This window comes from Aneurinibacillus terranovensis DSM 18919, from assembly GCF_000430625.1.
Taxonomy (GTDB): Bacteria; Bacillota; Bacilli; order Aneurinibacillales; family Aneurinibacillaceae; genus Aneurinibacillus_B; species Aneurinibacillus_B terranovensis.
Genome location: NZ_KE387175.1, coordinates 15,167 through 35,703 on the forward strand (window position 1 = coordinate 15,167; position 20,537 = coordinate 35,703).

21 protein-coding genes and 1 tRNA gene are annotated in these 20,537 nt (G+C 46.5%); 2 read left to right on the forward strand and 20 right to left on the reverse strand.

Annotated features, from left to right (window positions below; genetic code table 11):
* Window positions 1-118 precede the first annotated feature (118 nt).
* The 4 genes from H525_RS0119410 to H525_RS0119425 form a co-directional block, all read right to left on the reverse strand.
* Window positions 119-2,254, reverse strand: a complete 2,136-nt coding sequence (locus H525_RS0119410; protein ID WP_027417551.1) for an RNA degradosome polyphosphate kinase — start codon at window positions 2,252-2,254, stop codon at window positions 119-121.
* A gap of 169 nt (window positions 2,255-2,423) precedes the next feature.
* A tRNA-Ile gene (locus H525_RS0119415) sits at window positions 2,424-2,496 on the reverse strand.
* Between the two features lie 82 nt (window positions 2,497-2,578).
* Window positions 2,579-3,139, reverse strand: coding sequence for a phosphatidylglycerophosphatase A family protein (locus tag H525_RS0119420; protein WP_027417552.1), 561 nt, complete (start codon window positions 3,137-3,139; stop codon window positions 2,579-2,581).
* A gap of 128 nt (window positions 3,140-3,267) precedes the next feature.
* Window positions 3,268-3,447 carry a hypothetical protein gene (locus H525_RS0119425; protein WP_027417553.1) on the reverse strand — a complete coding sequence of 60 codons (180 nt, stop codon included), beginning with the start codon at window positions 3,445-3,447 and terminating at the stop codon, window positions 3,268-3,270.
* Between the two features lie 103 nt (window positions 3,448-3,550).
* On the opposite strand from H525_RS0119425, the gene H525_RS0119430 reads away from it, so the two are divergent.
* On the forward strand, window positions 3,551-3,997 hold the full coding sequence (locus tag H525_RS0119430) for a GNAT family N-acetyltransferase (protein ID WP_027417554.1): 447 nt from the start codon (window positions 3,551-3,553) through the stop codon (window positions 3,995-3,997).
* Between the two features lie 66 nt (window positions 3,998-4,063).
* Here H525_RS0119430 and H525_RS0119435 read toward each other — a convergent pair whose 3' ends face one another.
* Both H525_RS0119435 and fabI read right to left on the reverse strand, forming a co-directional pair.
* The gene (locus H525_RS0119435; protein ID WP_027417555.1) at window positions 4,064-4,900 is read right to left on the reverse strand and encodes a PHP domain-containing protein; all 837 of its coding nucleotides are present in this window, start codon (window positions 4,898-4,900) and stop codon (window positions 4,064-4,066) included.
* A 20-nt stretch (window positions 4,901-4,920) separates the two neighbouring features.
* Entirely contained in the window at window positions 4,921-5,694 is a 774-nt protein-coding gene (fabI, locus tag H525_RS0119440; protein ID WP_027417556.1) for an enoyl-ACP reductase FabI, read from the reverse strand.
* A 271-nt stretch (window positions 5,695-5,965) separates the two neighbouring features.
* Between fabI and H525_RS26740 the strand changes: the two genes are divergently transcribed.
* Window positions 5,966-6,133, forward strand: coding sequence for an aspartyl-phosphate phosphatase Spo0E family protein (locus H525_RS26740; protein WP_162142520.1), 168 nt, complete (start codon window positions 5,966-5,968; stop codon window positions 6,131-6,133).
* Here the strand turns inward: H525_RS26740 and H525_RS27635 are convergent.
* The 14 genes from H525_RS27635 to nusB form a co-directional block, all read right to left on the reverse strand.
* Window positions 6,125-6,271 carry a hypothetical protein gene (locus H525_RS27635; protein ID WP_155837454.1) on the reverse strand — a complete coding sequence of 49 codons (147 nt, stop codon included), beginning with the start codon at window positions 6,269-6,271 and terminating at the stop codon, window positions 6,125-6,127. The two genes, H525_RS26740 and H525_RS27635, sit on opposite strands and share 9 nt — an antisense overlap.
* 217 nt (window positions 6,272-6,488) lie before the next feature.
* Window positions 6,489-7,265 carry a sporulation transcription factor Spo0A gene (gene spo0A, locus H525_RS0119455; RefSeq protein WP_027417557.1) on the reverse strand — a complete coding sequence of 259 codons (777 nt, stop codon included), beginning with the start codon at window positions 7,263-7,265 and terminating at the stop codon, window positions 6,489-6,491.
* Between the two features lie 259 nt (window positions 7,266-7,524).
* Window positions 7,525-8,838: a SpoIVB peptidase gene (spoIVB, locus tag H525_RS0119460; protein ID WP_027417558.1), complete on the reverse strand. Its 1,314-nt coding sequence runs from the start codon at window positions 8,836-8,838 to the stop codon at window positions 7,525-7,527.
* A 134-nt stretch (window positions 8,839-8,972) separates the two neighbouring features.
* Window positions 8,973-10,697 (reverse strand): DNA repair protein RecN, encoded by a 1,725-nt coding sequence (gene recN / locus H525_RS0119465; RefSeq protein WP_027417559.1) that lies wholly within the window; start codon window positions 10,695-10,697, stop codon window positions 8,973-8,975.
* A 14-nt stretch (window positions 10,698-10,711) separates the two neighbouring features.
* Window positions 10,712-11,161 carry a transcriptional regulator AhrC/ArgR gene (gene ahrC / locus H525_RS0119470; protein ID WP_027417560.1) on the reverse strand — a complete coding sequence of 150 codons (450 nt, stop codon included), beginning with the start codon at window positions 11,159-11,161 and terminating at the stop codon, window positions 10,712-10,714.
* A 130-nt stretch (window positions 11,162-11,291) separates the two neighbouring features.
* Window positions 11,292-12,149 (reverse strand): NAD(+)/NADH kinase, encoded by an 858-nt coding sequence (locus tag H525_RS0119475; protein ID WP_027417561.1) that lies wholly within the window; start codon window positions 12,147-12,149, stop codon window positions 11,292-11,294.
* 138 nt (window positions 12,150-12,287) lie between these two features.
* Window positions 12,288-13,103: a TlyA family RNA methyltransferase gene (locus H525_RS0119480; RefSeq protein WP_027417562.1), complete on the reverse strand. Its 816-nt coding sequence runs from the start codon at window positions 13,101-13,103 to the stop codon at window positions 12,288-12,290.
* A 3-nt stretch (window positions 13,104-13,106) separates the two neighbouring features.
* A complete protein-coding gene (gene dxs / locus H525_RS0119485; protein WP_027417563.1) occupies window positions 13,107-14,990 on the reverse strand; it encodes a 1-deoxy-D-xylulose-5-phosphate synthase in 1,884 nt (627 codons plus the stop codon).
* A gap of 67 nt (window positions 14,991-15,057) precedes the next feature.
* A complete protein-coding gene (locus tag H525_RS0119490) occupies window positions 15,058-15,951 on the reverse strand; it encodes a polyprenyl synthetase family protein (RefSeq protein WP_027417564.1) in 894 nt (297 codons plus the stop codon).
* A complete protein-coding gene (gene xseB / locus H525_RS0119495) occupies window positions 15,948-16,193 on the reverse strand; it encodes an exodeoxyribonuclease VII small subunit (protein WP_027417565.1) in 246 nt (81 codons plus the stop codon). Before xseB ends, H525_RS0119490 begins: the two co-directional genes overlap by 4 nt.
* A complete protein-coding gene (gene xseA / locus H525_RS0119500) occupies window positions 16,180-17,553 on the reverse strand; it encodes an exodeoxyribonuclease VII large subunit (RefSeq protein ID WP_027417566.1) in 1,374 nt (457 codons plus the stop codon). Before xseA ends, xseB begins: the two co-directional genes overlap by 14 nt.
* 31 nt (window positions 17,554-17,584) lie before the next feature.
* Window positions 17,585-18,442, reverse strand: coding sequence for a bifunctional methylenetetrahydrofolate dehydrogenase/methenyltetrahydrofolate cyclohydrolase FolD (gene folD, locus H525_RS0119505; protein ID WP_027417567.1), 858 nt, complete (start codon window positions 18,440-18,442; stop codon window positions 17,585-17,587).
* Window positions 18,443-18,536: 94 nt separating this feature from the next.
* Complete coding sequence (locus tag H525_RS0119510) at window positions 18,537-19,520, reverse strand: tRNA (adenosine(37)-N6)-threonylcarbamoyltransferase complex transferase subunit TsaD (protein WP_027417568.1); 984 nt, start codon at window positions 19,518-19,520, stop codon at window positions 18,537-18,539.
* Window positions 19,517-19,936, reverse strand: coding sequence for a transcription antitermination factor NusB (gene nusB, locus H525_RS0119515; protein ID WP_027417569.1), 420 nt, complete (start codon window positions 19,934-19,936; stop codon window positions 19,517-19,519). Before nusB ends, H525_RS0119510 begins: the two co-directional genes overlap by 4 nt.
* Between the last annotated feature and the right edge of the window lie 601 nt (window positions 19,937-20,537).

Sequence of the window (20,537 nt, forward strand, 5' to 3'; positions counted from 1 at the left end):
CGATCTTTATTTTATATACTATGTCTATAAAACATTCACAAACGGTGCCGTTATCATTTCCCATAAAGATTGCTTGGCTAGGGCTAACGCATTCTCTCCACGCCGGTAGTGAGCTTTGTTACTCATGAAAATCGGAATTTTCCTCACATTCGCTCACTTGATATGCCTTTTCAAACAACACAATTTGACTGTCAACTTCTTCCTCAGAAGCATCAGAATCCACATAATGGTATTTGCCGGATGCATCTTGAATTCTTGCCTTCACATTGTCTTTCAGTATGATTAAAAGGACGTCCTTTACATATTTTTTTAAAGACGAATCATAGATTGGAAAAAGAATTTCCACCCGGTTCTCCATATTTCTTGTCATCCAATCGGCCGAGGACAGGTATGTTTTTTCCTCTCCATTATGGTAAAAATAAAACATTCTACTGTGTTCAAGAAATCTCCCCACAATACTTCGTACGCGGATGTTTTCACTTACCCCCCGAATACCGGGGCGGAGGCAGCAAATTCCACGAATAATTAAATCAATCTGTATCCCTTCCCTGGATGCTTCATACAGCTTCGTTATAATTTTTTTATCCGTCAATGCATTCATTTTTGCGATAATTCTTCCATTCCTTGTTTGTTGGTGGATTTTAATCTCTTGATTAATCAAATCCATAAACTTGTTCCGAATGTCATAAGGTGACGTGGAAAAATGATAAAACGACGGTTTTTCTGTATGACCACTTAAATAGTTAAAAAAATTTGTTGCATCGATACCAAATTCATGGTTAGAAGTGAACAAGCCTACATCTGTATAGATTTTAGCAGTATTTTCGTTGTAGTTTCCCGTGCCTAAATGAACGAACCGTTCGATTTTGCCTTCCCTTTGTCGAATGACTAGCGTAATTTTACTGTGGGTTTTTAGATGGTACATACCATAGATAACATCACAACCCACCCGTTCCAACATCTTCGCCCATTTTACGTTTTTTTCTTCTTCAAAGCGCGCTTTTAATTCAACGAGAACGGTGACCTGTTTGCCGTTCTCCGCAGCTCTTTTAAGCGCACCGATGATAGGTGAATCGCCACTAACCCTGTACAATGTTTGTTTAATGGCAAGAACATCAGGATTTTCAGACGCTTCAGAAAGAAAGTCAATCACCGGTGTAAATGACTGGTAAGGATGATGAATAAGAATGTCTTTCTTTGAAACAACATCAAAAATGCTCCCATCACAATTTAAATCTTTTACCGGTTGGGGTAGGAGCGTTTCATAAACTAAATGTTCTTTATCATGTGCAACTTCGTCATAAAAAGAATTTAAAAATGTAAGGTCGAGCGGGCCGTCTATCATGTACATATCATTTTCATGGATGTTAAATGTTTTTAAAAGGGTGGCGACTACTTTTTTATCCGTATTGTTTTGTTTTACCTCTAAGCGAACAGCATCCCCAAAATTTCGTTTTTTCAGCTCTTTTTCAATTTCCCTTAATAGATGTGTCGTTCTTTCTTCATGTATCGTTAAGTCGGCATCGCGGGTGACACGAAACTGAGTCGTTGAGATAACGGAATACCCTACAAATAATTTATAACTAAAGTGGGCAATCACATCTTCTAATAAAACAAATTGGCGGTGTCCCTGCTCCGAAATTTCGATAAACCTTTTGAACACAGAAGGTACTTTTATAATGGCAAACTTTGTTTTTGCAGTATCCTGTTCTGAGTCATGGTGCAATAGTATTGCCAAGTTAATACTCTTATTTAATACCATTGGAAATGGGCGATACGCGTCAATGGCCATCGGGCTGAGAACAGGAAAAATACGTTCACTAAAGATTTCTTCTAAATAGTTATGCTGATGTTGGTTAAGGTCGGACATACGTAAAATTTGTATATTTTGTTTTTCTAATTTTGATAAAATTTCAAAGTTAAAGAATTTGTAGAGCATCTTAACAAGATCGCGGGCTTTTTCGGAAATCGCGGCTAATTGTTGTTTTGGTGTTAACCCTGCTTTATTATCCGGTTTGTTATAATTTGCTCTTATTTTATCTTTTAGCTCAGCGACTCTTATCATAAAAAATTCATCTAAGTTCGAGCTGAAAATAGCCAGAAACCTTAACCGTTCCAATAAAGGATTCCTTTCATCGACCGCTTCCTGCAGCACGCGTTCGTTAAAATCAAGCCAGCTGAGTTCTCTGTTATTGTAATAATCTGGATTATTCAAATCGAGTATGTCTTTTATTTCTTTCGCTTCTTGTTCCATTGTTTATGCACCCTTTTATAAAATTTATATTAGTAGATTTCCTTTTCTTTAAAAAAATTATTTATAAATGGAATACGTTTTTCTAATTTCTCTTTTAGACGTGGAGTAAACGACAAAGAGCAAGCCCCTAAGAAGGACTTGCTCTTTGTGATTAACATTTGCAATGAAATGGGCCCTACAGGACTCGAACCTGTGACCAATCGGTTATGAGCCGACCGCTCTACCAACTGAGCTAAAGGCCCTAATTATTATAACTATACACGATATTTATTGATAACGCAATGATCACATGGGATTCATTGACCTTGTTAAAAGCGGGCTGCTCTAAGGCTGGCCCGCCTGCTTCCTGTTTTGCTGCGCCTGCAATTGGCGTTCCATTTCCGCCTCCTGTTCATCCCGCAGCCGGTGAGCCAATCGGCTTGAGGCAGACGAAGCAATACTGGCCACTAAATCATCCAGAAAGGTGTGAATGGCGTTCCCCCGCTTCGTATCCAACCGTTTAATAACGCCAATTTTCTGTTTGTCGAGATGACCGAACGTCGTTACTGCAATGCTTCCATATCCGAATACAGAACCTAACGCCAACGTTTCATCGCACCCGAACAGGCCCTCGTCTGTTTCCACAATAGACAGCAAGGGTTCAGAAAGCGATTTTTTCTCCGCTAAAATATCCAGCTCTGTTCCTACAAGAATCGCGTGCTGAACCTCCCGCTTTTCTAAGACCGCGTGGACACTCTCAATACAGGAATCGATTTTCAACCCAACATTATAAGGAGCCTGCATAAGAAACACAACGTCAGCTATATCTTCTATCGTAACTCCTCGCTCTTGCAGACGAGACAAAGCGGCAGCCTTCACTTCCCTACTGTGCACCTGTCTTATCATACGGTGTTCTCCTTCCCCGAACCGAAAGTGAAAAAATAGATACATTTATTATATTATTCTTTCGGTTCAGGGTTGACAGAATCGTGCGCTTTGGGTGTATTCTTAGCTTTGCGCCGCCTTAATGAAACTCAGGGATGATCCTCTTTATTTGTGTGTACCGTTTCTTCACTTACCCTTACCGTTTCTCTTATGATTAACCACTCCGCATTCTCACTTACCTTATTTAACACAAGCGCCAATAAGTAACTTGCACCGAATAATAAAATAAGTGCAATAAGAGAAAAAATAACTACATAGACCATTTCCATAAAAAATATGCCTCCTTGCATACGAATAAATTTAGGGTATACTTTTTATGTGAAAAATATACATGCATTCTAGTTCTATATTTACTTGGAGGGGGTATGCCGGATGGCAGCTTATCATGTAAAAAGCGCAGACGACGCAGCAACGCTGAAAAAGGCTCTTGCAGTGCGGCGTTCGGTATTTATTGAAGAACAGAATGTTCCGGAAGAATTAGAATTGGACGAGCATGATGTGGCAGGGACGGGAACCCGGCATTTTATTATAGCGAATGAGAACGGGGAAGCCGTGGCGGCGGCCCGCCTGAGACCTTACGATCAAGGCATGGGAAAAGTGGAACGGGTAGCCGTACTTGCGGTTCACCGGGGTAAAGGGCTTGGCCGAAAAATCATGGAAGCCGTAGAAAAGGCTGCCAGAGAAGAAAAATTTACGGCCCTAAAATTAAACGCCCAGATATCTGCCCAACCTTTCTATGAAGAACTCGGATATCAGCCCAGGGGGGAGCATTTTATAGATGCCGGTATCGAACATATTGCGATGATAAAAACCATGTAGAAATAAGCCTTGTAGAAATAAGCACTATAAAAAATAGAAAGGGGCCTGCCCATGCAGACCCTTTTTCTATTGGACACGCGCCAATTTTTTTAAACGAGCAACGATTTCGATGGTTGTGCTTTTCTCACCTAAGTCCCCATGAAAGATTTCCCCGTTTCTCATCCCGTGAAAATCGGAACCGGCTGTTTTAATCAATCCATACCGGTCAGCTATGTCATTATAAAATTTTTCGTCCGCTTCACTGTGGTCGGGATGGAAGACCTCAATTCCCTTAAGCCCCTCTGCGACCAGATGTTCTACCAGTTCAACATCATCGTAGAGTCCCGGATGAGCAAGAACAGGCACACCGCCGGCCTCCTCAATCATCCGCATGGCTTCTAACGGGGTAATGCGCGGCGGGTTGGCATAAGCAGCCTTCCCCTGTCCAAGGTATTGATCGAATGCTTCCTGAATCGATGACACGACACCTTTTTCCATTAACACTTCCGCAATATGCGGCCGTCCAATATTTCCTTTCTTTACAGTGCTGCGGCTTTTCACTTCTTCCATCGTAATCGGAATTCCCAGTTCCACAAGCTTCTCCACAATCATTTGATTTCGCTGATTTCGTACATTGCGAAGGCTTTCAAGCTGCTGATTAAATGATTCATCCGAATAATCGATGTAATATCCGAGGACATGGATGTCTTTTCCATCATGTACAGAGCTTATTTCTATGCCCGGCACAATCTCTATCCCCTGTTTTTTTCCTTCTTCAATCGCGGACGATAGGGCGGCAACCGTATCATGATCCGTAATACCCAGCGCGGACAGCCCATTTTTCCGGGCGCGAGCAATACTTTCTATCGGAGTAAAAGTGCCGTCGGATGCTGTTGTGTGAGAATGCAAATCTACTTTTTCCATTTTTTTAACCCCGTATGATTTTAATTGCCCATGATATGGTAGCCCGCATCTACATGTATTACTTCGCCTGTAATGCCTCTCGATAAATGGCTGAATAAGAAAAGAGCGGTATCACCAACTTCGCTTTGGTCGATCATGCGGCCAAGGGGGGTTTTTTCCGTTACGAGTTTCGTAATATCGTTAAAGTTCTTGATGCCTTTCGCCGCCAGGGTGCGAATGGGTCCTGCGGAAATGGCATTGACCCGAATATTGTCCCCGCCCAAATCTGCGGCAAGATAACGGACACTCATGTCGAGCGCGGCTTTGGCTACTCCCATAACATTATAGTTCGGCAGCACACGTTCGCCGCCCAAATAAGTAAGCGTAACAATGCTTCCGCCTTCCGTCATCGCTTCCTGGGCGGCATTCGCTACAGCAACAAGCGAGTATGTACTAATATCGTGGGCGATGGCAAAACCCGATCGGGAAGTAGTCACGAACTTCCCTTCCAGCTCTTCCGTTGGAGCGAAGGCGATGCAGTGGGCAATCCCGTGCAAAACGCCGACCTCTTCTTTAATCCGGGCGAATGCCGCTTGAATGTCTTCATCCTTCGTCACATCACATGGAATGAGAGTAGACTGTTCCGGGCCTAAGGTAGCCGCCAATTCTTCTACGTTTTTCTTTAACCGCTCGCCCTGATATGTAAAAAGCAGACGTGCTCCCGCCGCGTGGAGTGATTGTGCAATTCCCCAGGCGATACTTCGCTTGTTCGCAACACCCATAATAAGAATGTTTTTTCCTTCAAGAATATTCATTTGTTACCTCCCATGCATAGTGTAGTCAACCCGTTTCGCAGCAAAACCACGAAAAGCAGTTGGTCTGAAAAAAATACATGTAGACAAAGTATACCATTTTGCCGCCTATCTGAAAAATCCCTTTATGCATGTTTAGCTCAATACGACATATAGTAATGGTGAACAACCTGTAATCCATCACTGGTTTCCTGTAAATTTCAAAATTATAGTTTATTACCTGCGGAATAGAGGTAACAAACGTATAGTTCAAATAACCGAAGGGGTAATGAATATGTCCAAAGATACTTTTTCTTCCTGCAAGGAACAGGAACAATTATATAAAGAAATTCTGCAACTGCGTGAGAAATTGCACATTATCGTCCGGGAAGAAAACAGCTTCACACATCCTGCCGTAGTAGAAATGAGCCAGCTGCTTGATAAAAAACTGAACTTACTGTAACGTGTCTGGTTCACCGTTGTAATAGAAGTCCGCTTTCTCCAACCGCATATAGCCGCAATGCAGGCACGCGAAAGCTTCACCTTGATGCAGCGGTTGAATTTCTCCGCATTTAAGACAAATATATACTTCATATTCCATATCTATGGCCGCAACCTCCCCTATTTTTTACATCTTACGATTAGGTTGCGTATGTCTGATAAAAAATAAACAGATCCAAATCTTTTTCCGGCAAATATTTCCGCAGAGATATTCCTTACATAATCATAAGAACAAACTCTCATCCCGCGCATAATAAAACCTCTGCATACGCGTCTTTGAACGGCGCGCACGCAGAGGTTTTTGCACTTTTTTCTGTTTAACTTACCTGATGCTCCAGGCGAAGCTTGTCCGCAACCATGGCGATAAATTCACTATTTGTCGGCTTGGCTTTGCTGTTGCTTACTGTATACCCGAACAGTACGCTGATGGAGTCCATATTGCCGCGGCTCCAGGCTACTTCAATCGCGTGCCGGATCGCACGCTCGACGCGGCTGGCCGTCGTATTAAATTTTTTGGCAATTTCCGGATACAGAATTTTCGTTATCGAACCTAACAGTTCAATATCGTTATAAACCATCGTGATCGCTTCCCGTAAGTATAAATAGCCTTTAATATGTGCCGGAACACCGATTTCATGAATGATATTCGTGATGTTCTGGTCAAGATTCTTTCCTTTAGGCGGCAGGGAAGGCGTGCGCAGATTTCGTACTGGAAGGATTGAACCGGCTACCTGGCGCAAGCGGTTTGTAAGAACTTCCATATCAAACGGCTTCAAAATATAATACGACGCGCCCAGTTCAACCGCCTTTTTCGTAATCTCTTCCTGGCCGAATGCCGTAAGCATAATAATTTTTGGCATGACCGGAAGTTCCATGCCACGAATGTGTTCCAAAACCGCCAGACCATCCAGATGAGGCATGATGATATCCAAAATCAAAACATCAGGCACCGTATCTTCAAGAAGTTTCAACACATCATTGCCGTTATAGGCAACGCCCATAACCTCTATATCATCCTGTTCATTTAAATATTCTCTTAGCAATTCTGTAAATTCTCGGTTGTCGTCAGCAAGCATGACACGGATTTTATTCAAGTCATTTCGCTCCTTTTTTCTTACATCTATTTTTACTATCTAATTCTTCGCAAATGTCCCGCATTGTTATTTCGACGTTAAGCATACATATCCTTCAATAAAATCGGTAATTCCTTTCGACTGATCAGGCTAAAATTCGACTTTACCGCTGTCGGTGAGGTTCGTTGCAATTATTTATGTAAGCATGTTATGCTCTCTTATGCGGATGAGAAAAACTCGCGGGCGTTGCCGCAACGGTAAACAAAAAAAAAACTCAGGGCTAACTTGCCTTGAGTTTTTCTTCATTCCGAATATCGATTCCTGCATCTTTTAGCATCCACTCGATGAATGTTCCGTAACCGGAGGTGGGATCATTGACGAAAACGTGAGTGACGGCACCAACCAGTTTACCATTTTGAATAATAGGGCTCCCGCTCATTCCCTGAACGATGCCACCCGTTTTTTCAAGCAGGCGCGGGTCTGTAACTTTCAGAATCAGCCCTTTTGTCGCAGGAAATTTCTGCTGGATGACGTTAACAATTTGGATTTTAAACGTGTCGACTTTCTGACCGTCCACAACCGTATAAATTTCAGCCGGGCCAGGTTTTACCTCTTCACTGAGAGCTACCGGTATTGGCTTTGTTGCAACCGTGTTCTTCGGCAGCTTATCCATCTGACCAAAAATGCCGAATGGCGTGTTTTTTTCAATGTTCCCTAACTTCACGCGTTCATTAATAAAGGTTGCAAACTTTTCACCCGGTGTACCGGTTGTTCCTCTTTCAATGGATGTTACACTTGACTGAACCACGTGGCCTTCTCCCACTGTTATCGGTTTCCCTGTGTCCATATCCGATATGACATGGCCAAGAGCTCCATATTTTTGCAGCTTTGGCTCGTAAAAAGTAAGTGTGCCTACTCCTGCCGCAGAATCGCGAATATACAGACCCATACGATATTTCTTATCTTTGTCATCCAATGCCGGCGTAAGCTGCATCGCAAGCTTTTGTTTGCCGCGCAGAATTTCCAAATCTACAGGTTTTCCTTTTTTTCCCGAGTCGTTAACGAGCTTGCCCACTTCATCCATATCGCTGATGTCTTCGCCATTTACCTTGAGGATCATATCGCCTTTTTTAATATTGGCAGCCTCTCCGGGAGAAACCTTTTTCCCCTTATTATCGACTAGATGATGACCGACCACCAGAACGCCAACGGTCTGCAGTTGAACACCAATCGACTGACCGCCCGGAATGACTTTCAGCTCAGGAAGAACCTTCACATCTACCGTTTTAAGCGGTATACTTCCAACCTTCAGCATAAGCGTTGCTTCGCCTGGTTTACCTGGTTGAATGGTAATCGGATTCTGTAAATTAATCGTTTCGCGGGCGGCATTGCCAAGCTTAACCACTTCAGGATTACTCGTCTCAAGTGTAGCTGTTACGGGAGCCGTAAGCGACAGTTTAGTGAGCGTACCTTGAAACACCCGGAGCTTATTCGGAAATGAGGCAAACTGTTGAAAAGGGGTTGAAGAGAAAGTGAATAGAGCGAGTACAATCAAGATATAACCAAACCATGTCTTTTTCTTCTGTTTATTCAATGGGTCATCACGCTCCTACACGTTCCCTACCTACACCTCCATTTATCTGTAATAATAATCTTTCCGTTGTCCCGGACAATTATAACCCGTTGCCGGAAACAATCTCTTCCTGCCTCATTGTGATCGCCCCAGGATTAGCTGCTTTTTTCTTTAATGTCATTCGCCTGATCCAGCATTTCTCTGGCATGATCCTTCGTTGTTTCCGTGACTTCCACTCCTCCAAGCATGCGGGCAAGCTCAATCACCCGATTTTCGTGCGATAACCGTTCAACCTTTGTTTGCGTTTCTTTATCATTCATTTCTTTCTCAATGCGCAGGTGTGCGTCCGCCATACTTGCCACCTGCGGCAGATGCGTAATGACCAGTACCTGCCTCCTGCGCGAAACAAGCACGAGCTTCTCAGCAATCGCCTGAGCGGCCCGACCGCTAACCCCTGTGTCAACCTCATCAAAAATCATCGTATCCACGTTTTCCGCATCCGCAAGTATCGTTTTCATCGCCAGCATAATCCGGGAAAGTTCGCCCCCAGAGGCAATTTTGCTCACCGGCCGCAGCGGTTCTCCGGGATTTGGCGCAATGAGAAATTCCACCTGGTCAATTCCTTTTGCCGTGAGACGCAATTTTTCACCGTCAACCTCCAGACCTTTCTCGTCGGTTTCCTGGGTAACGGCGATTTTAAACCGGGCCCGCGTCATATGCAAATCCTTTAGCTCATTTTCAATCGCCACGGATAAACGTTCAGCTACCTGTTTCCGCCGTTTGGACAGTTCCTGCGCTTCCAGTGCTAAATCAAGAGACACTTCCTTAAGTTTTCCCTTTAATTCCTCAATGCGTGATTCCCTGTTTTCAATGCTGTCCAGTTCGTCTTCAATCGAGGCCGCATACTCAAGAATCTCATCGACGGAACGCCCGTATTTCCGTTTAAGCCGGGTTAATTCATCCAAGCGGGTTTCAATTTCCGCAAGCCGTCCCGGATCGAATTCCACATGATCCCGGTATGCCCGTATCGACCGCGCTGCTTCTTCAAGCTGGTAAAAAGCATTTTCAATCATTTGGTACGTTTCTTTTAATTCTTCGTCGTACGTAAGGATCGTTTCGAGGTGGCCCATTGCATTGCTCACCCAGTCAATCCCCCGCTGTTCTCCGACAAGAGACCGGTGGGCGTCTTCAAGGCCACGCACCATCTTTTCCCCTCCGCTCAGGCGCTTGCGTTCCTGCATCAGCTTGTCATCTTCCAACGGCTTTAATTGGGAGCCGACGATTTCTTCCAGTTGGAACCGCAGCATATCGAGCCGCTGTACCATTTCCCGTTCGTTCGTCGATATGTAATCGAATTCAGAGCGAAGCTGCTGGTATTGCCGGTACAGGAGAGAGAACTCCTTCAACGTTTTCCCCGTATGTTCTTCACCAAACGCATCGAGCCAGTCGATGTGGCGTTCGCCCTGCATCAGCGATTGATGTTCATGCTGTCCGTGGATATTGATTAGCCACGGCCCAAGTTCACGCAGCATTGCCAGTGTGACAAGCTGCCCGTTGATACGGCAAACGCTTTTTCCGGAGCTGATGATCTCTCTCCGGACAATCACCATTCCATCTTCAGGTTCAATCGCCATCTGCTTAAGAATGGATAGGACCGGAGCTTGTCCCTGAAATTCAAAAAGCCCTTCCACTTCCGCTTTGGAGCATCCAAAGCGGATATAATCGATGGAACCGCGGCCGCCGAGCAGCAGGCCGAGCGCATCGATCAGGATGGACTTCCCTGCCCCTGTTTCACCTGTTAAGATAGTAAGTCCCCGTTGAAAGGCAACGGAGACTTCTTTAATGACTGCAAAATTCTTAATGGTTAGTTCGAGTAGCATGTAAGTCCTCCTGACTACAGCATGTTGATAAACCGCTGCGACATTTCGGTTGCACCATCTTTTGTCCGGTTAATGATTAAAATCGTATCATCGCCGCAGATGGTGCCAAGAATTTCCGGCCAATCCAGATTGTCAATGAGCGCCCCGATCGCCTGGGCATTCCCCGGCATCAATTTCATGACAAGCAGGTTATCCGCTTGTTCGATGCTGATAAAGCTATCGATAAGTGAACGCTTTAGTTTATGCTGCGGGTTAAATCGCTGATCAGCAGGCAGCGAGTATTTATAACGTCCATCGTTCGTTGGTACCTTCACAAGATGCAGTTCCTTGATATCGCGTGAAACCGTTGCCTGTGTAACATGAAAACCGGCGGCACATAAATAATCAACCAGGTCGTCCTGCGTTTCCACGTCATTTCGCGAAATAATTTCCCGGATCTTAATGTGGCGCTGGCCTTTATTCATGCTTTTTCCTTCGGTTTGGCCAGGAAAATGTTCTGGATGGCCCGTTTCTTCATCGTTCATCTCATCCTGCGTATCGTTCCCATTGTCACTCTTCTCGTTTTCAGTATTCAAATGATCAATATTTTCCATTTCAATATCCCTCCCCCTGTAATTTTTTCCGCACAACTTCAAAAAAGCTGCGCGCTTTCCATTTAATGAGCGGTGTTGCATACGGAGACCGACGAATGACGATCTCATCGTTGACTTGAAGCGGATACCCTAACTGCCCGTCTATTGTCATTCCCATGTCCTGGTGGGTAGCGTCCACCGTAATATGAATTTCTTCTTCGGCCGGCAGCACAATCGGCCGGGTGGTTAAGGAATGGGGGGCAACCGGTGTTAAAACAATTGCATTAATATAAGGAACAACAATCGGCCCACCGGCTGACAACGAGTATGCGGTAGAACCGGTCGGTGTGGAGACGATGACCCCGTCACCGTTAAAGGTGGCCGCGTATAAATCGTCTACGAAAACCGTGCATTTTATCATCCGGTTAAAGCTTCCCTTGGCAATGCCAATATCGTTAAGAGCCACAGAAGGATGGATTCGTTGGCCTTTGCGAATCACCTCGGCTTCCAGCATCATGCGCTGTTCTACATAGAATTGGCCGTTTAGAATCTGATCGACCGCATGCGGCAAATCATCCGGTTCGGCTTCAGAGAGGAAGCCCAGGTGTCCAAGATTAATGCCGAGAATTGGGATTTCATACGGAGCAAGCTCACGGGCAACCCCGAGCAGTGTGCCATCGCCCCCCAGGACGAAAACAATGTCAACATCACGGTGAAAATCCGCCACAGGTAAGGATAAATCTTGCCTTCCGATATGGTTCGCCACCCTTTGATCTATGTATACACCAGCTTTCTTCCCTTCCAGTAATCGTACAAGTTCACGCGCTACAGACAGCGCGTTTTCTTTGTCCTTGTTGATTACGATACCTATTGTCGTCAAAACAAACACCTCAATCTGGTAGGGTGAATGGGCATAAAACTCCTTTTCTATTATACCTCGTTTTCCAATAAAATGCATAAAAATGCAGAAAAAGTTGACGTATGAATCTACGTCAACTTCCGTTCCGGTCGTACCTGTTTAAAATGTGTCGTGCGCTTCATTTACCAGGCGGCTAACGACATCGCTCCATTCCCCCGACAGCGTTGCCGGCACACCTGTCCATTCAAGATCAAGCAAAAATTCAATATTTCCTTCTCCCCCGGTAATCGGCGAAAAGGAAACCCCACGCACCGCAAATCCGAGTTCCTGGCTAAATTGCATCATCCGGGTCAACACATCCATGTGGACCTGTTTATCACGCACGATTCCATTTTTGCCTACCTGCTCGCGCCCGGCTTCAAACTGCGGCTTAACAAGAGCAAGCACACGCGCCCCTTTGTCAAGGAAATCTTTCAAAACGGGCAGAATAAGGCGAAGGGAAATAAATGAAACGTCAATCGTTGCAAACTGAACGCGCTCTCCGGCCCATTCCTCCGCTTTGAGGTGACGAAAGTTCGTCCGTTCCATCACGACAACCCGTTCGTCCTGGCGAAGCGACCAGTCGAGCTGCCCGTACCCAACATCAATCGCATACACAAGGCCGGCACCGTGCTGCAGCGCACAGTCTGTAAAGCCTCCGGTTGAGGCCCCGATATCCATCACAACGGCGCCGGTTAAATCAATATGAAATGCCTTCAGCGCCTTTTCAAGTTTAAGCCCGCCCCGGCTGACATACGGATGAACATGCCCTTTTACCGTAATGGGAAGTCCGCTGTCTATTTTTGTGCCGGGTTTATCGCACCGCTCATTTTCCACAAAAACAATCCCCGCCATAATGGCAGACCGGGCTTTCTCTCTGCTTGGAAAGTATCCTTCCTGAACAAGGCGCACATCTATTCTTTCCTTTTTATTCATCGACTACGCTCTTTGCCTCCTGGCCGGCCAGAGGGATTTAACTTTCTGTGCGACCCGATCCGGCGTAAGCCCCAGTTCTTCCCTCTGTTCTTTCACACTGCCATGCTCTACATAGTAATCCGGAATCGCCATAAGCTCGACAACCATATCATGGTAGCCTGCTTTCGCATAGCATTCCAGCACAGCACTGCCAAAGCCGCCTTTCAAACAGCCCTCTTCCAGCGTGATCAGCGTGTATCCGTCACGTGCAAGGCTGAACAGCAGTTCTTCATCGAGCGGTTTGGCAAAACGCGCGTTAATCACCATCGGGTGAATTCCTTCCACCTGTAACAGCTCAGCGGCTGCCAATGCCGTCGGAACCATGTTTCCAAACGCCATAATCGCCACATGCTGTCCCTGGCTGAGCACCTCAGCCTTGCCAATCGGCAGGAGGCGAAGTTCATCATCGAGCGGAACCCCTTCTCCATTGCCGCGCGGATAGCGAACGGCCACCGCTCCGTCATCTTTGGCGAGCGCGGTATGGATCATATGCTGCAGTTCATTTTCGTCTTTTGGCATCATTATGGTCATATTTGGCAGGCTTCTGAGAAACGCAATATCAAATACCCCCTGATGGGTCTCCCCGTCAGCACCCACGAGGCCCGCCCGGTCAATCGCAAACGTTACATTCAAGTTCTGGCGGCACACATCGTGAACGATCTGGTCGTATCCACGCTGCAAAAAAGTGGAATAGACCGCAAATACCGGCTTCAATCCCTGGGTAGCGATCGCTGCAGCCATGGTAGTGGCGTGCTGTTCCGCAATCCCCACATCAAAAAAACGGTCCGGAAATTTGTCCGAAAAACGCTTCAGGCCCGTACCGCCTGGCATTGCCGCTGTAATTGCCACAATCCGCGGGTCGTGCTCGGCCAGCTTTTCAATTGTTTTCGAAAAGATGCTTGTATAAGAAGGCGGCCCTTCACTTTTAATCACTTCACCACTTTCAATTTTGTACGTTCCGATGCCGTGGAACGTATCGGAATCCTCTTCGGCCGGTGCATAGCCTTTACCTTTTTTCGTAATGACGTGGACAAGAACCGGTCCTTTCGTGTTGGCCGCCATCCGTAACGTCTCCATTAACGTCGGCAGGTCATGCCCGTCTACCGGGCCTAAATAGGTAAAACCGAGTTCCTCAAACAGTATGCCGGAGACGACGAGATATTTCAGAGAATCTTTTAGTCGTTCGGCGATTTTTGCCATTGTGCCGCCAACAGCCGGAATTTTTTTAAGCAGGTTTTCAATATCTTCCTTGGCACGTTTATAGTTATGGTTTGTCCGCAGTTTTCCCAGATAGTTGTGAATAGCGCCAACATTGGGGGCGATAGACATTTCATTGTCGTTGAGCACGACCATTAAGTCCTTTCCTTCATGGCCGATATGGTTCATCGCTTCCAACGCCATTCCACCGGTGAGCGCACCGTCCCCGATAATCGCGATGATATGGCTTTTTTCTTTTTTTAAATCCCGGGCAATCGCCATTCCCATTGCGGCAGAAAGAGACGTACTGCTGTGGCCGGTTTCCCACTGGTCATGCTCGCTCTCACTCCGTTTTGGAAATCCGCACAGCCCTTTGTACTGGCGCAACGTTTGAAAGCGGTCCATTCGCCCTGTCAACATTTTATGTACGTAAGCCTGATGGCCGACGTCCCAAATAAATTTATCCTTCGGGCTGTCAAACAAACAATGGAGAGCCAGCGTCAGTTCAACGACGCCAAGGTTTGGGGCTAAATGCCCACCGGTAAGAGCGAGATTGGAAATGAGAAATTCTCTGATTTCGCCCGCTAATTTAATTAATTCATGTATGGTTAGCTTTTTTAATTGTTCCGGGGAGTTGATCGTAGATAACAAAGTAAAACTCCTCACTTTCGCTGCATTTCATCCTAGTTTTCCCTTATGTTGTAAGTTATATCATGGCTTAATGATCGCGTTCCATAATATATTCCGCCAGAGACCGAAGTACCACATCATGGGCTACATTCGCTTCTGCGAGCGCACGCATGGCTTCATCAATCAACCGGGAAAGTTCCCGTTCCGAATGCTCGATTCCCAAAAGTGACGGATAGGTTGATTTTTTTCGCTTTTCGTCGCTGCCTACCGGCTTACCCAGCTTGGCTTCATCCCCGATCACATCGAGTATATCGTCCTTAACCTGAAAAGCCAAACCGATATTTGAAGCAAACCGGGTAAGACAAGTAAGCTGTTCGTCCGGGGCACTGGCTGCAATCGCAGCCGCACGTACGCAAAAAATGAGCAAATCCGCTGTTTTATGAAGGTGAATATATTTCAGCTCTTCAAAGGATAGCGACCTATTCTCGCCTTCCATATCGGCAGCCTGCCCGCCTACCATGCCTTTCGGGCCTGCAAACACAGACAGCTCACGCGTAATTTGCAGCACGCTTGCAGCCGGCACGCCGGCTTTCTCCGCCTCACAGATCGTTTCAAACGCCTGGGTTAGCAGGGCGTCTCCTGCCAGAATGGCCATGGCTTCGCCAAACACTTTATGATTGGTTGGCTTGCCGCGCCGAAAATCATCGTTATCCATTGCCGGTAAATCATCGTGAATAAGCGAATACGCGTGTACCATCTCCACAGCACAGGCAATGGAAATCCCCGCTTCCACCGGTTTCCCCAGTGCTTCCAACGTAGCGAGCACGAGAATCGGGCGTAAACGTTTGCCGCCTGCATTCAGCGAATAGGCCATCGCCGATCGCAGCGGTTCCGGTACACCCGGCAGTTCCATAGACGTCTGGAGACTTGTATTTATCAGTTCTGATTTTTCAGCGATGTACCGCTCCAGGGTTTTGTTCAATCTTCTCCCTCCAGGTGAAAAGCCGCCGGGGTCAGTTCCCCGTCTTTTTCAAGCAGCGCTTCGATTTTCTGTTCAACGTTGGTTAACGTTTGGCTGCAGATGCGCGATAATTCCATCCCTTCCTGAAACAGGGAAATTGCCTGTTCAAGCGGAACTTCTCCCGCTTCCAATTGTTCAACAATATGCTCAAGTTTTTTTAACGCTTCCTCAAATGGCAGATCCTGAACTTCACTTTTTCCCATGGGTATTCTCCTCTTCAATGCCCCATACCTGGCAATCTAATATACCATCGCTTAATTGTACCTTTAGCGTATCTCCCGGGTCAACTTCCTTTACAGATTTAACCAGACGATTCGCTGACTTCGTTTGTTTATACGCGAGCGAATACCCGCGGTGCATCACTTTAAGCGGGCTCAGCGCATCAAGCTTACCAATCAGGCGATCCAGACGCTGCGTATCGCTGCGTGTAATCGCTGTAATTGCACGTTTCATACGGTGGTGGTGCTGCTGTACGCGTTCTTTATACCGCTCAATCTGGCGTACCGGATTATATTGAAGAAGCACCTGCTGAACATCCTTATGTTCGTTTCGTTTGCGGTACACATATTGAACCGCCGCTTTCCTGAGGCGCTCCTCCAGGCGGACGAGCTGCTGTTCACACTGAAGAAACTGCCGTTCCGGCTGGCGCAGCACCCAGGATTTTTGCAGCCGTTCCAGCCGCTGCCGCTGCTGTTTCACCAGGTAGTTTAACGCAGAGCGCAGCCTGCCGGTTTGCATGGATATCCGTTCCTTTAATTCTAATATATGGGGTACTGCTAATTCGGCGGCTGCCGTTGGTGTAGCTGCCCGGACATCCGCCACAAAATCAGCAATCGTAAAGTCGGTTTCATGTCCAACGGCTGAAATCACAGGAATGGATGATCTGAATATGCTTCGCGCGACTACCTCTTCGTTGAACGCCCACAGTTCTTCAATAGAGCCGCCACCGCGCCCGACGATGAGAACGTCCACTTCGCCCCGTTCATTCATCAGGTCAATCGCACGGCTGATCGATCCCGCCGCATGTTCCCCCTGAACAAGCACCGGAAACAGGAGAATGCGGCACACCGGATAGCGGCGGCGAATCGTAATGATAATATCGCGAACGGCCGCGCCGGTGGATGAAGTAATAACACCAATCGCCTGCGGGTAAGCAGGGATTGGCTTTTTGTTTTCCGCAGCAAACAGCCCTTCCTTTTCCAGCCTTTCTTTTAGCTGTTCATAGGCGAGATACAAGTTCCCGATGCCATCCGGCTGCATTTCTTTTACATATAATTGATACTGCCCGTCCCGTTCATAAACAGAGATGGAACCGCGCAATAAAACACGGGTTCCATTCTTGGGGATAAATTTGAGGTAGCGGTTATACCCGGCAAACATCACGCCACGCATCCTGCTTTCCTCGTCTTTAATTGTAAAGTACATATGTCCGCGTGTATGGTGGGTAAAATTCGATAATTCCCCGCGTATCCAGACATCCTGAAGCACTTCATCAAATTCAATACGGTCTTTAATATATCTCGTAATGTCTTTTACGGAATAAATGTGCCGGGTTTCTTCCACCTCTATCATCCCCTCGTGATCTCGTCCCCTGTTATTGAACCGCAGTAAGCCGCTTCGCCGCTTCCACGGTATTTTTCAACAGCATCGTAATGGTCATAGGACCCACTCCGCCAGGAACCGGAGTAATGTAGCTTGCTACTTCTTTTACCGCTTCAAAATCTACGTCCCCAACGAGCTTCCCGCTCGCAATACGGTTGACACCGACATCGATGACGATAGCACCCGGTTTCACATGCTCCGCACCAATCATGTGAGGACGGCCCACAGCAGCCACAAGGATGTCGGCCTGGCGCGTAAGCGAACCGAGGTCGGCTGTCCGGGAGTGAGCAATACTGACCGTTGCATTTTCTTGCAATAATAACATAGAAACGGGCTTGCCTACAATGTTACTGCGCCCAATGACAACGGCATGCTTCCCGGCAATATTCTGGCCGGAACGCTTAATCAGTTCAATAATCCCATGCGGGGTGCACGGAAGATAGCACTCATCTCCTATTATCATATTGCCGACATTAATCGGGTGAAAACCATCGACATCTTTGTCGGGACGAATCGCATCGATCACCGCTTTCTCATTAATATGCTTCGGCAGCGGCAGTTGGACTAGAATCCCGTGAATGCTTGAATCCGCATTTAATCGTTCGATTTCAGATAATAATTCGTCCTGAGTCAGGGATTCATCCCTGCGGATAACCCGGGAATAAATTCCTGTTTCTTCGCAAGCCTTTGCTTTTCCCCTGACGTATGACTGGGATGCCGGGTCTTCGCCTATCAGAATAACGGCCAGTCCCGGTGTAACCCCTTGTTGTTTTAATTGCGTGACATCCTCTTTTAAAGCAGCCCGGATATCAGCCGCTACCTCTTTCCCGCTAATTACTTGTGCTGGCATAAATGAACCCTCCATTGCGTTTTTTCACTTTTAGTGTAGCGAAAACATCCCAAGGTTGTAAAGAAAAAGCGAAATATAATTATCAAATTACAAGTTATTGTTCGGGTTTTTCCTTTTTATATTTTGTAAGACCCAGCCTGGCAACCCCGTATGCATTGTCACCGGCATAGCGGGGATCCGCAAAAAATAAGCGGGCTTTTACGGCCGGGTGGGTTAACCGTTTTAGCAGCCGACCGCGTATATAATCGTTGGCCGATACTCCGCCGACAATTAAAATATCCCGCGGATAGCCATTCTCTATCGCGCTGCGCAGTGCTTTTTCAAGCGTATTGGCAATGCATTTCTCTGCCGCGCGTGCGATTTGCGCGGGGGAAGCGTCATTATTTTTAATGGCGCGCATGAGCGCCGCTTCGGGTCCTGAAAAACTAAAGGTATACTCCGCAACTGAGGAAGGTACTGAAAAATCGTTCGTTATCATTTCCGCCTCCACCGTTCTGGCCAGTTTTTCAAGCGAGGGGCCGGCCGGGAAAGGAAGGCCGAGTTCAACGCCCACACGATCGATAAGCTGTCCTGCATGAAGATCCCGGGTGCCGCCGATGCATTCGATGGCATACCCGTCTTCCGTGCGTGTGCAGTCGAGAATTTCGCTCGTTCCGCCCGACAGATGCACCGCAAGGAATCGATCCGCAGCGAGCGGGCGATTCATCGTATATTCACCTGCCGCAATATGCCCTTCCTGGTGTGTTGTATAGTAAATCGGAAGCCGGTGAAAATGGGCGAGCATCTCAGCCGCCATCTGACCGGCAAGAAACACCGGCATATAGCTGCCCTCCACCGGCCGGGGAGCCCGGCTGACAGCAACGGCTACCAGCTGTTTACCTTCCATCGACATTTTCGCGGTAAGCTGTGGGAGACGCTTGACATGCTGAAAAAGAGCTACAGATTGCTGCAGCCCTTTTTCCCCCTGGTCTATGGACAGCAACTGTTTTTCCTCCGCGGCAATTTCCCCGTCCATGGTAACAAGACAAAGCGAAGTACGGTAGTTGCTCGTATCGATTCCAAGAATGACGTCCATTATTGCTCGTTCCCTCTATCCCTTTCTTTTGCCATGCTGGAGAGTACCCCGTTTATAAACTTGGGCGATTCATCGGATCCAAACAGTTTGGCAAGCTCAACCGCTTCGTTGAGCGTAACACCGATTGGAATTTCCTCCATATGTAACATTTCATACGCAGCAAGCCGGAGAATGGCACGATCCACATTGGCAAGCCGGGCCATCGTCCAACCGCGCAAATATTTGCTGATTACCGCGTCAATCTCAGGCTGATGCGCGACCGTTCCTTCTACCAATTCGAGCAGAAAAGATGTATCCCGTACCTCTGGTTTATTATCTTCTTCAATAAGATGAGCCATCGCATCCTCTACACTGTTTTGGGTCATATCGATTTGAAAAAGGAGCTGTACGGCCTTCTCGCGGGATTCGCGTCGATTCATAAAATACCACCTTTATTATTGTTCCTTCTATATTATCTTATCTTTATCCAAACGAAAAACCAACATTCCGGGAGGGTTCTCAACTTATAACTATAATCGAAACGATGTAAATTGGCTAGCGATCCGGCAGTAGATCATTCCTTTCTCTCTATTCATTTTTACGCTAACGAATTAATCTTATTCCAATAGTGATTATAGCGTTAAATCATCCTAAATATAGTACTCGTAAAGGGATACCGTCGGAGCAAAAAAGCAAACTCGGAAACATTAAGGTTGCGACTCTTGATGGTGATTTTACTTATGCCATAGATGAGGAATTCCTGGTTGTTTATGCAAAAGTTTAGAGAAAATATCTCTATGCTTTTTTTATTTTTATAGGGAGTTATGGTTGATCAGATGTGATAATCATCACATCCAATATCCGTCACCTATTATAATAACGAACAGGTTTTCCCATCTTTGATTTATGTGCAGAGAAGTAACTATCGCATATAAACCCACTTGAGAAAAACTCGCGGGCGTTGCCACTCGTCCTTTTTCTGCAGGGTAGCGAAACGGCCGCTTAGTGACCGGAAGGTCGGACCGACAAAACATCCGGGTA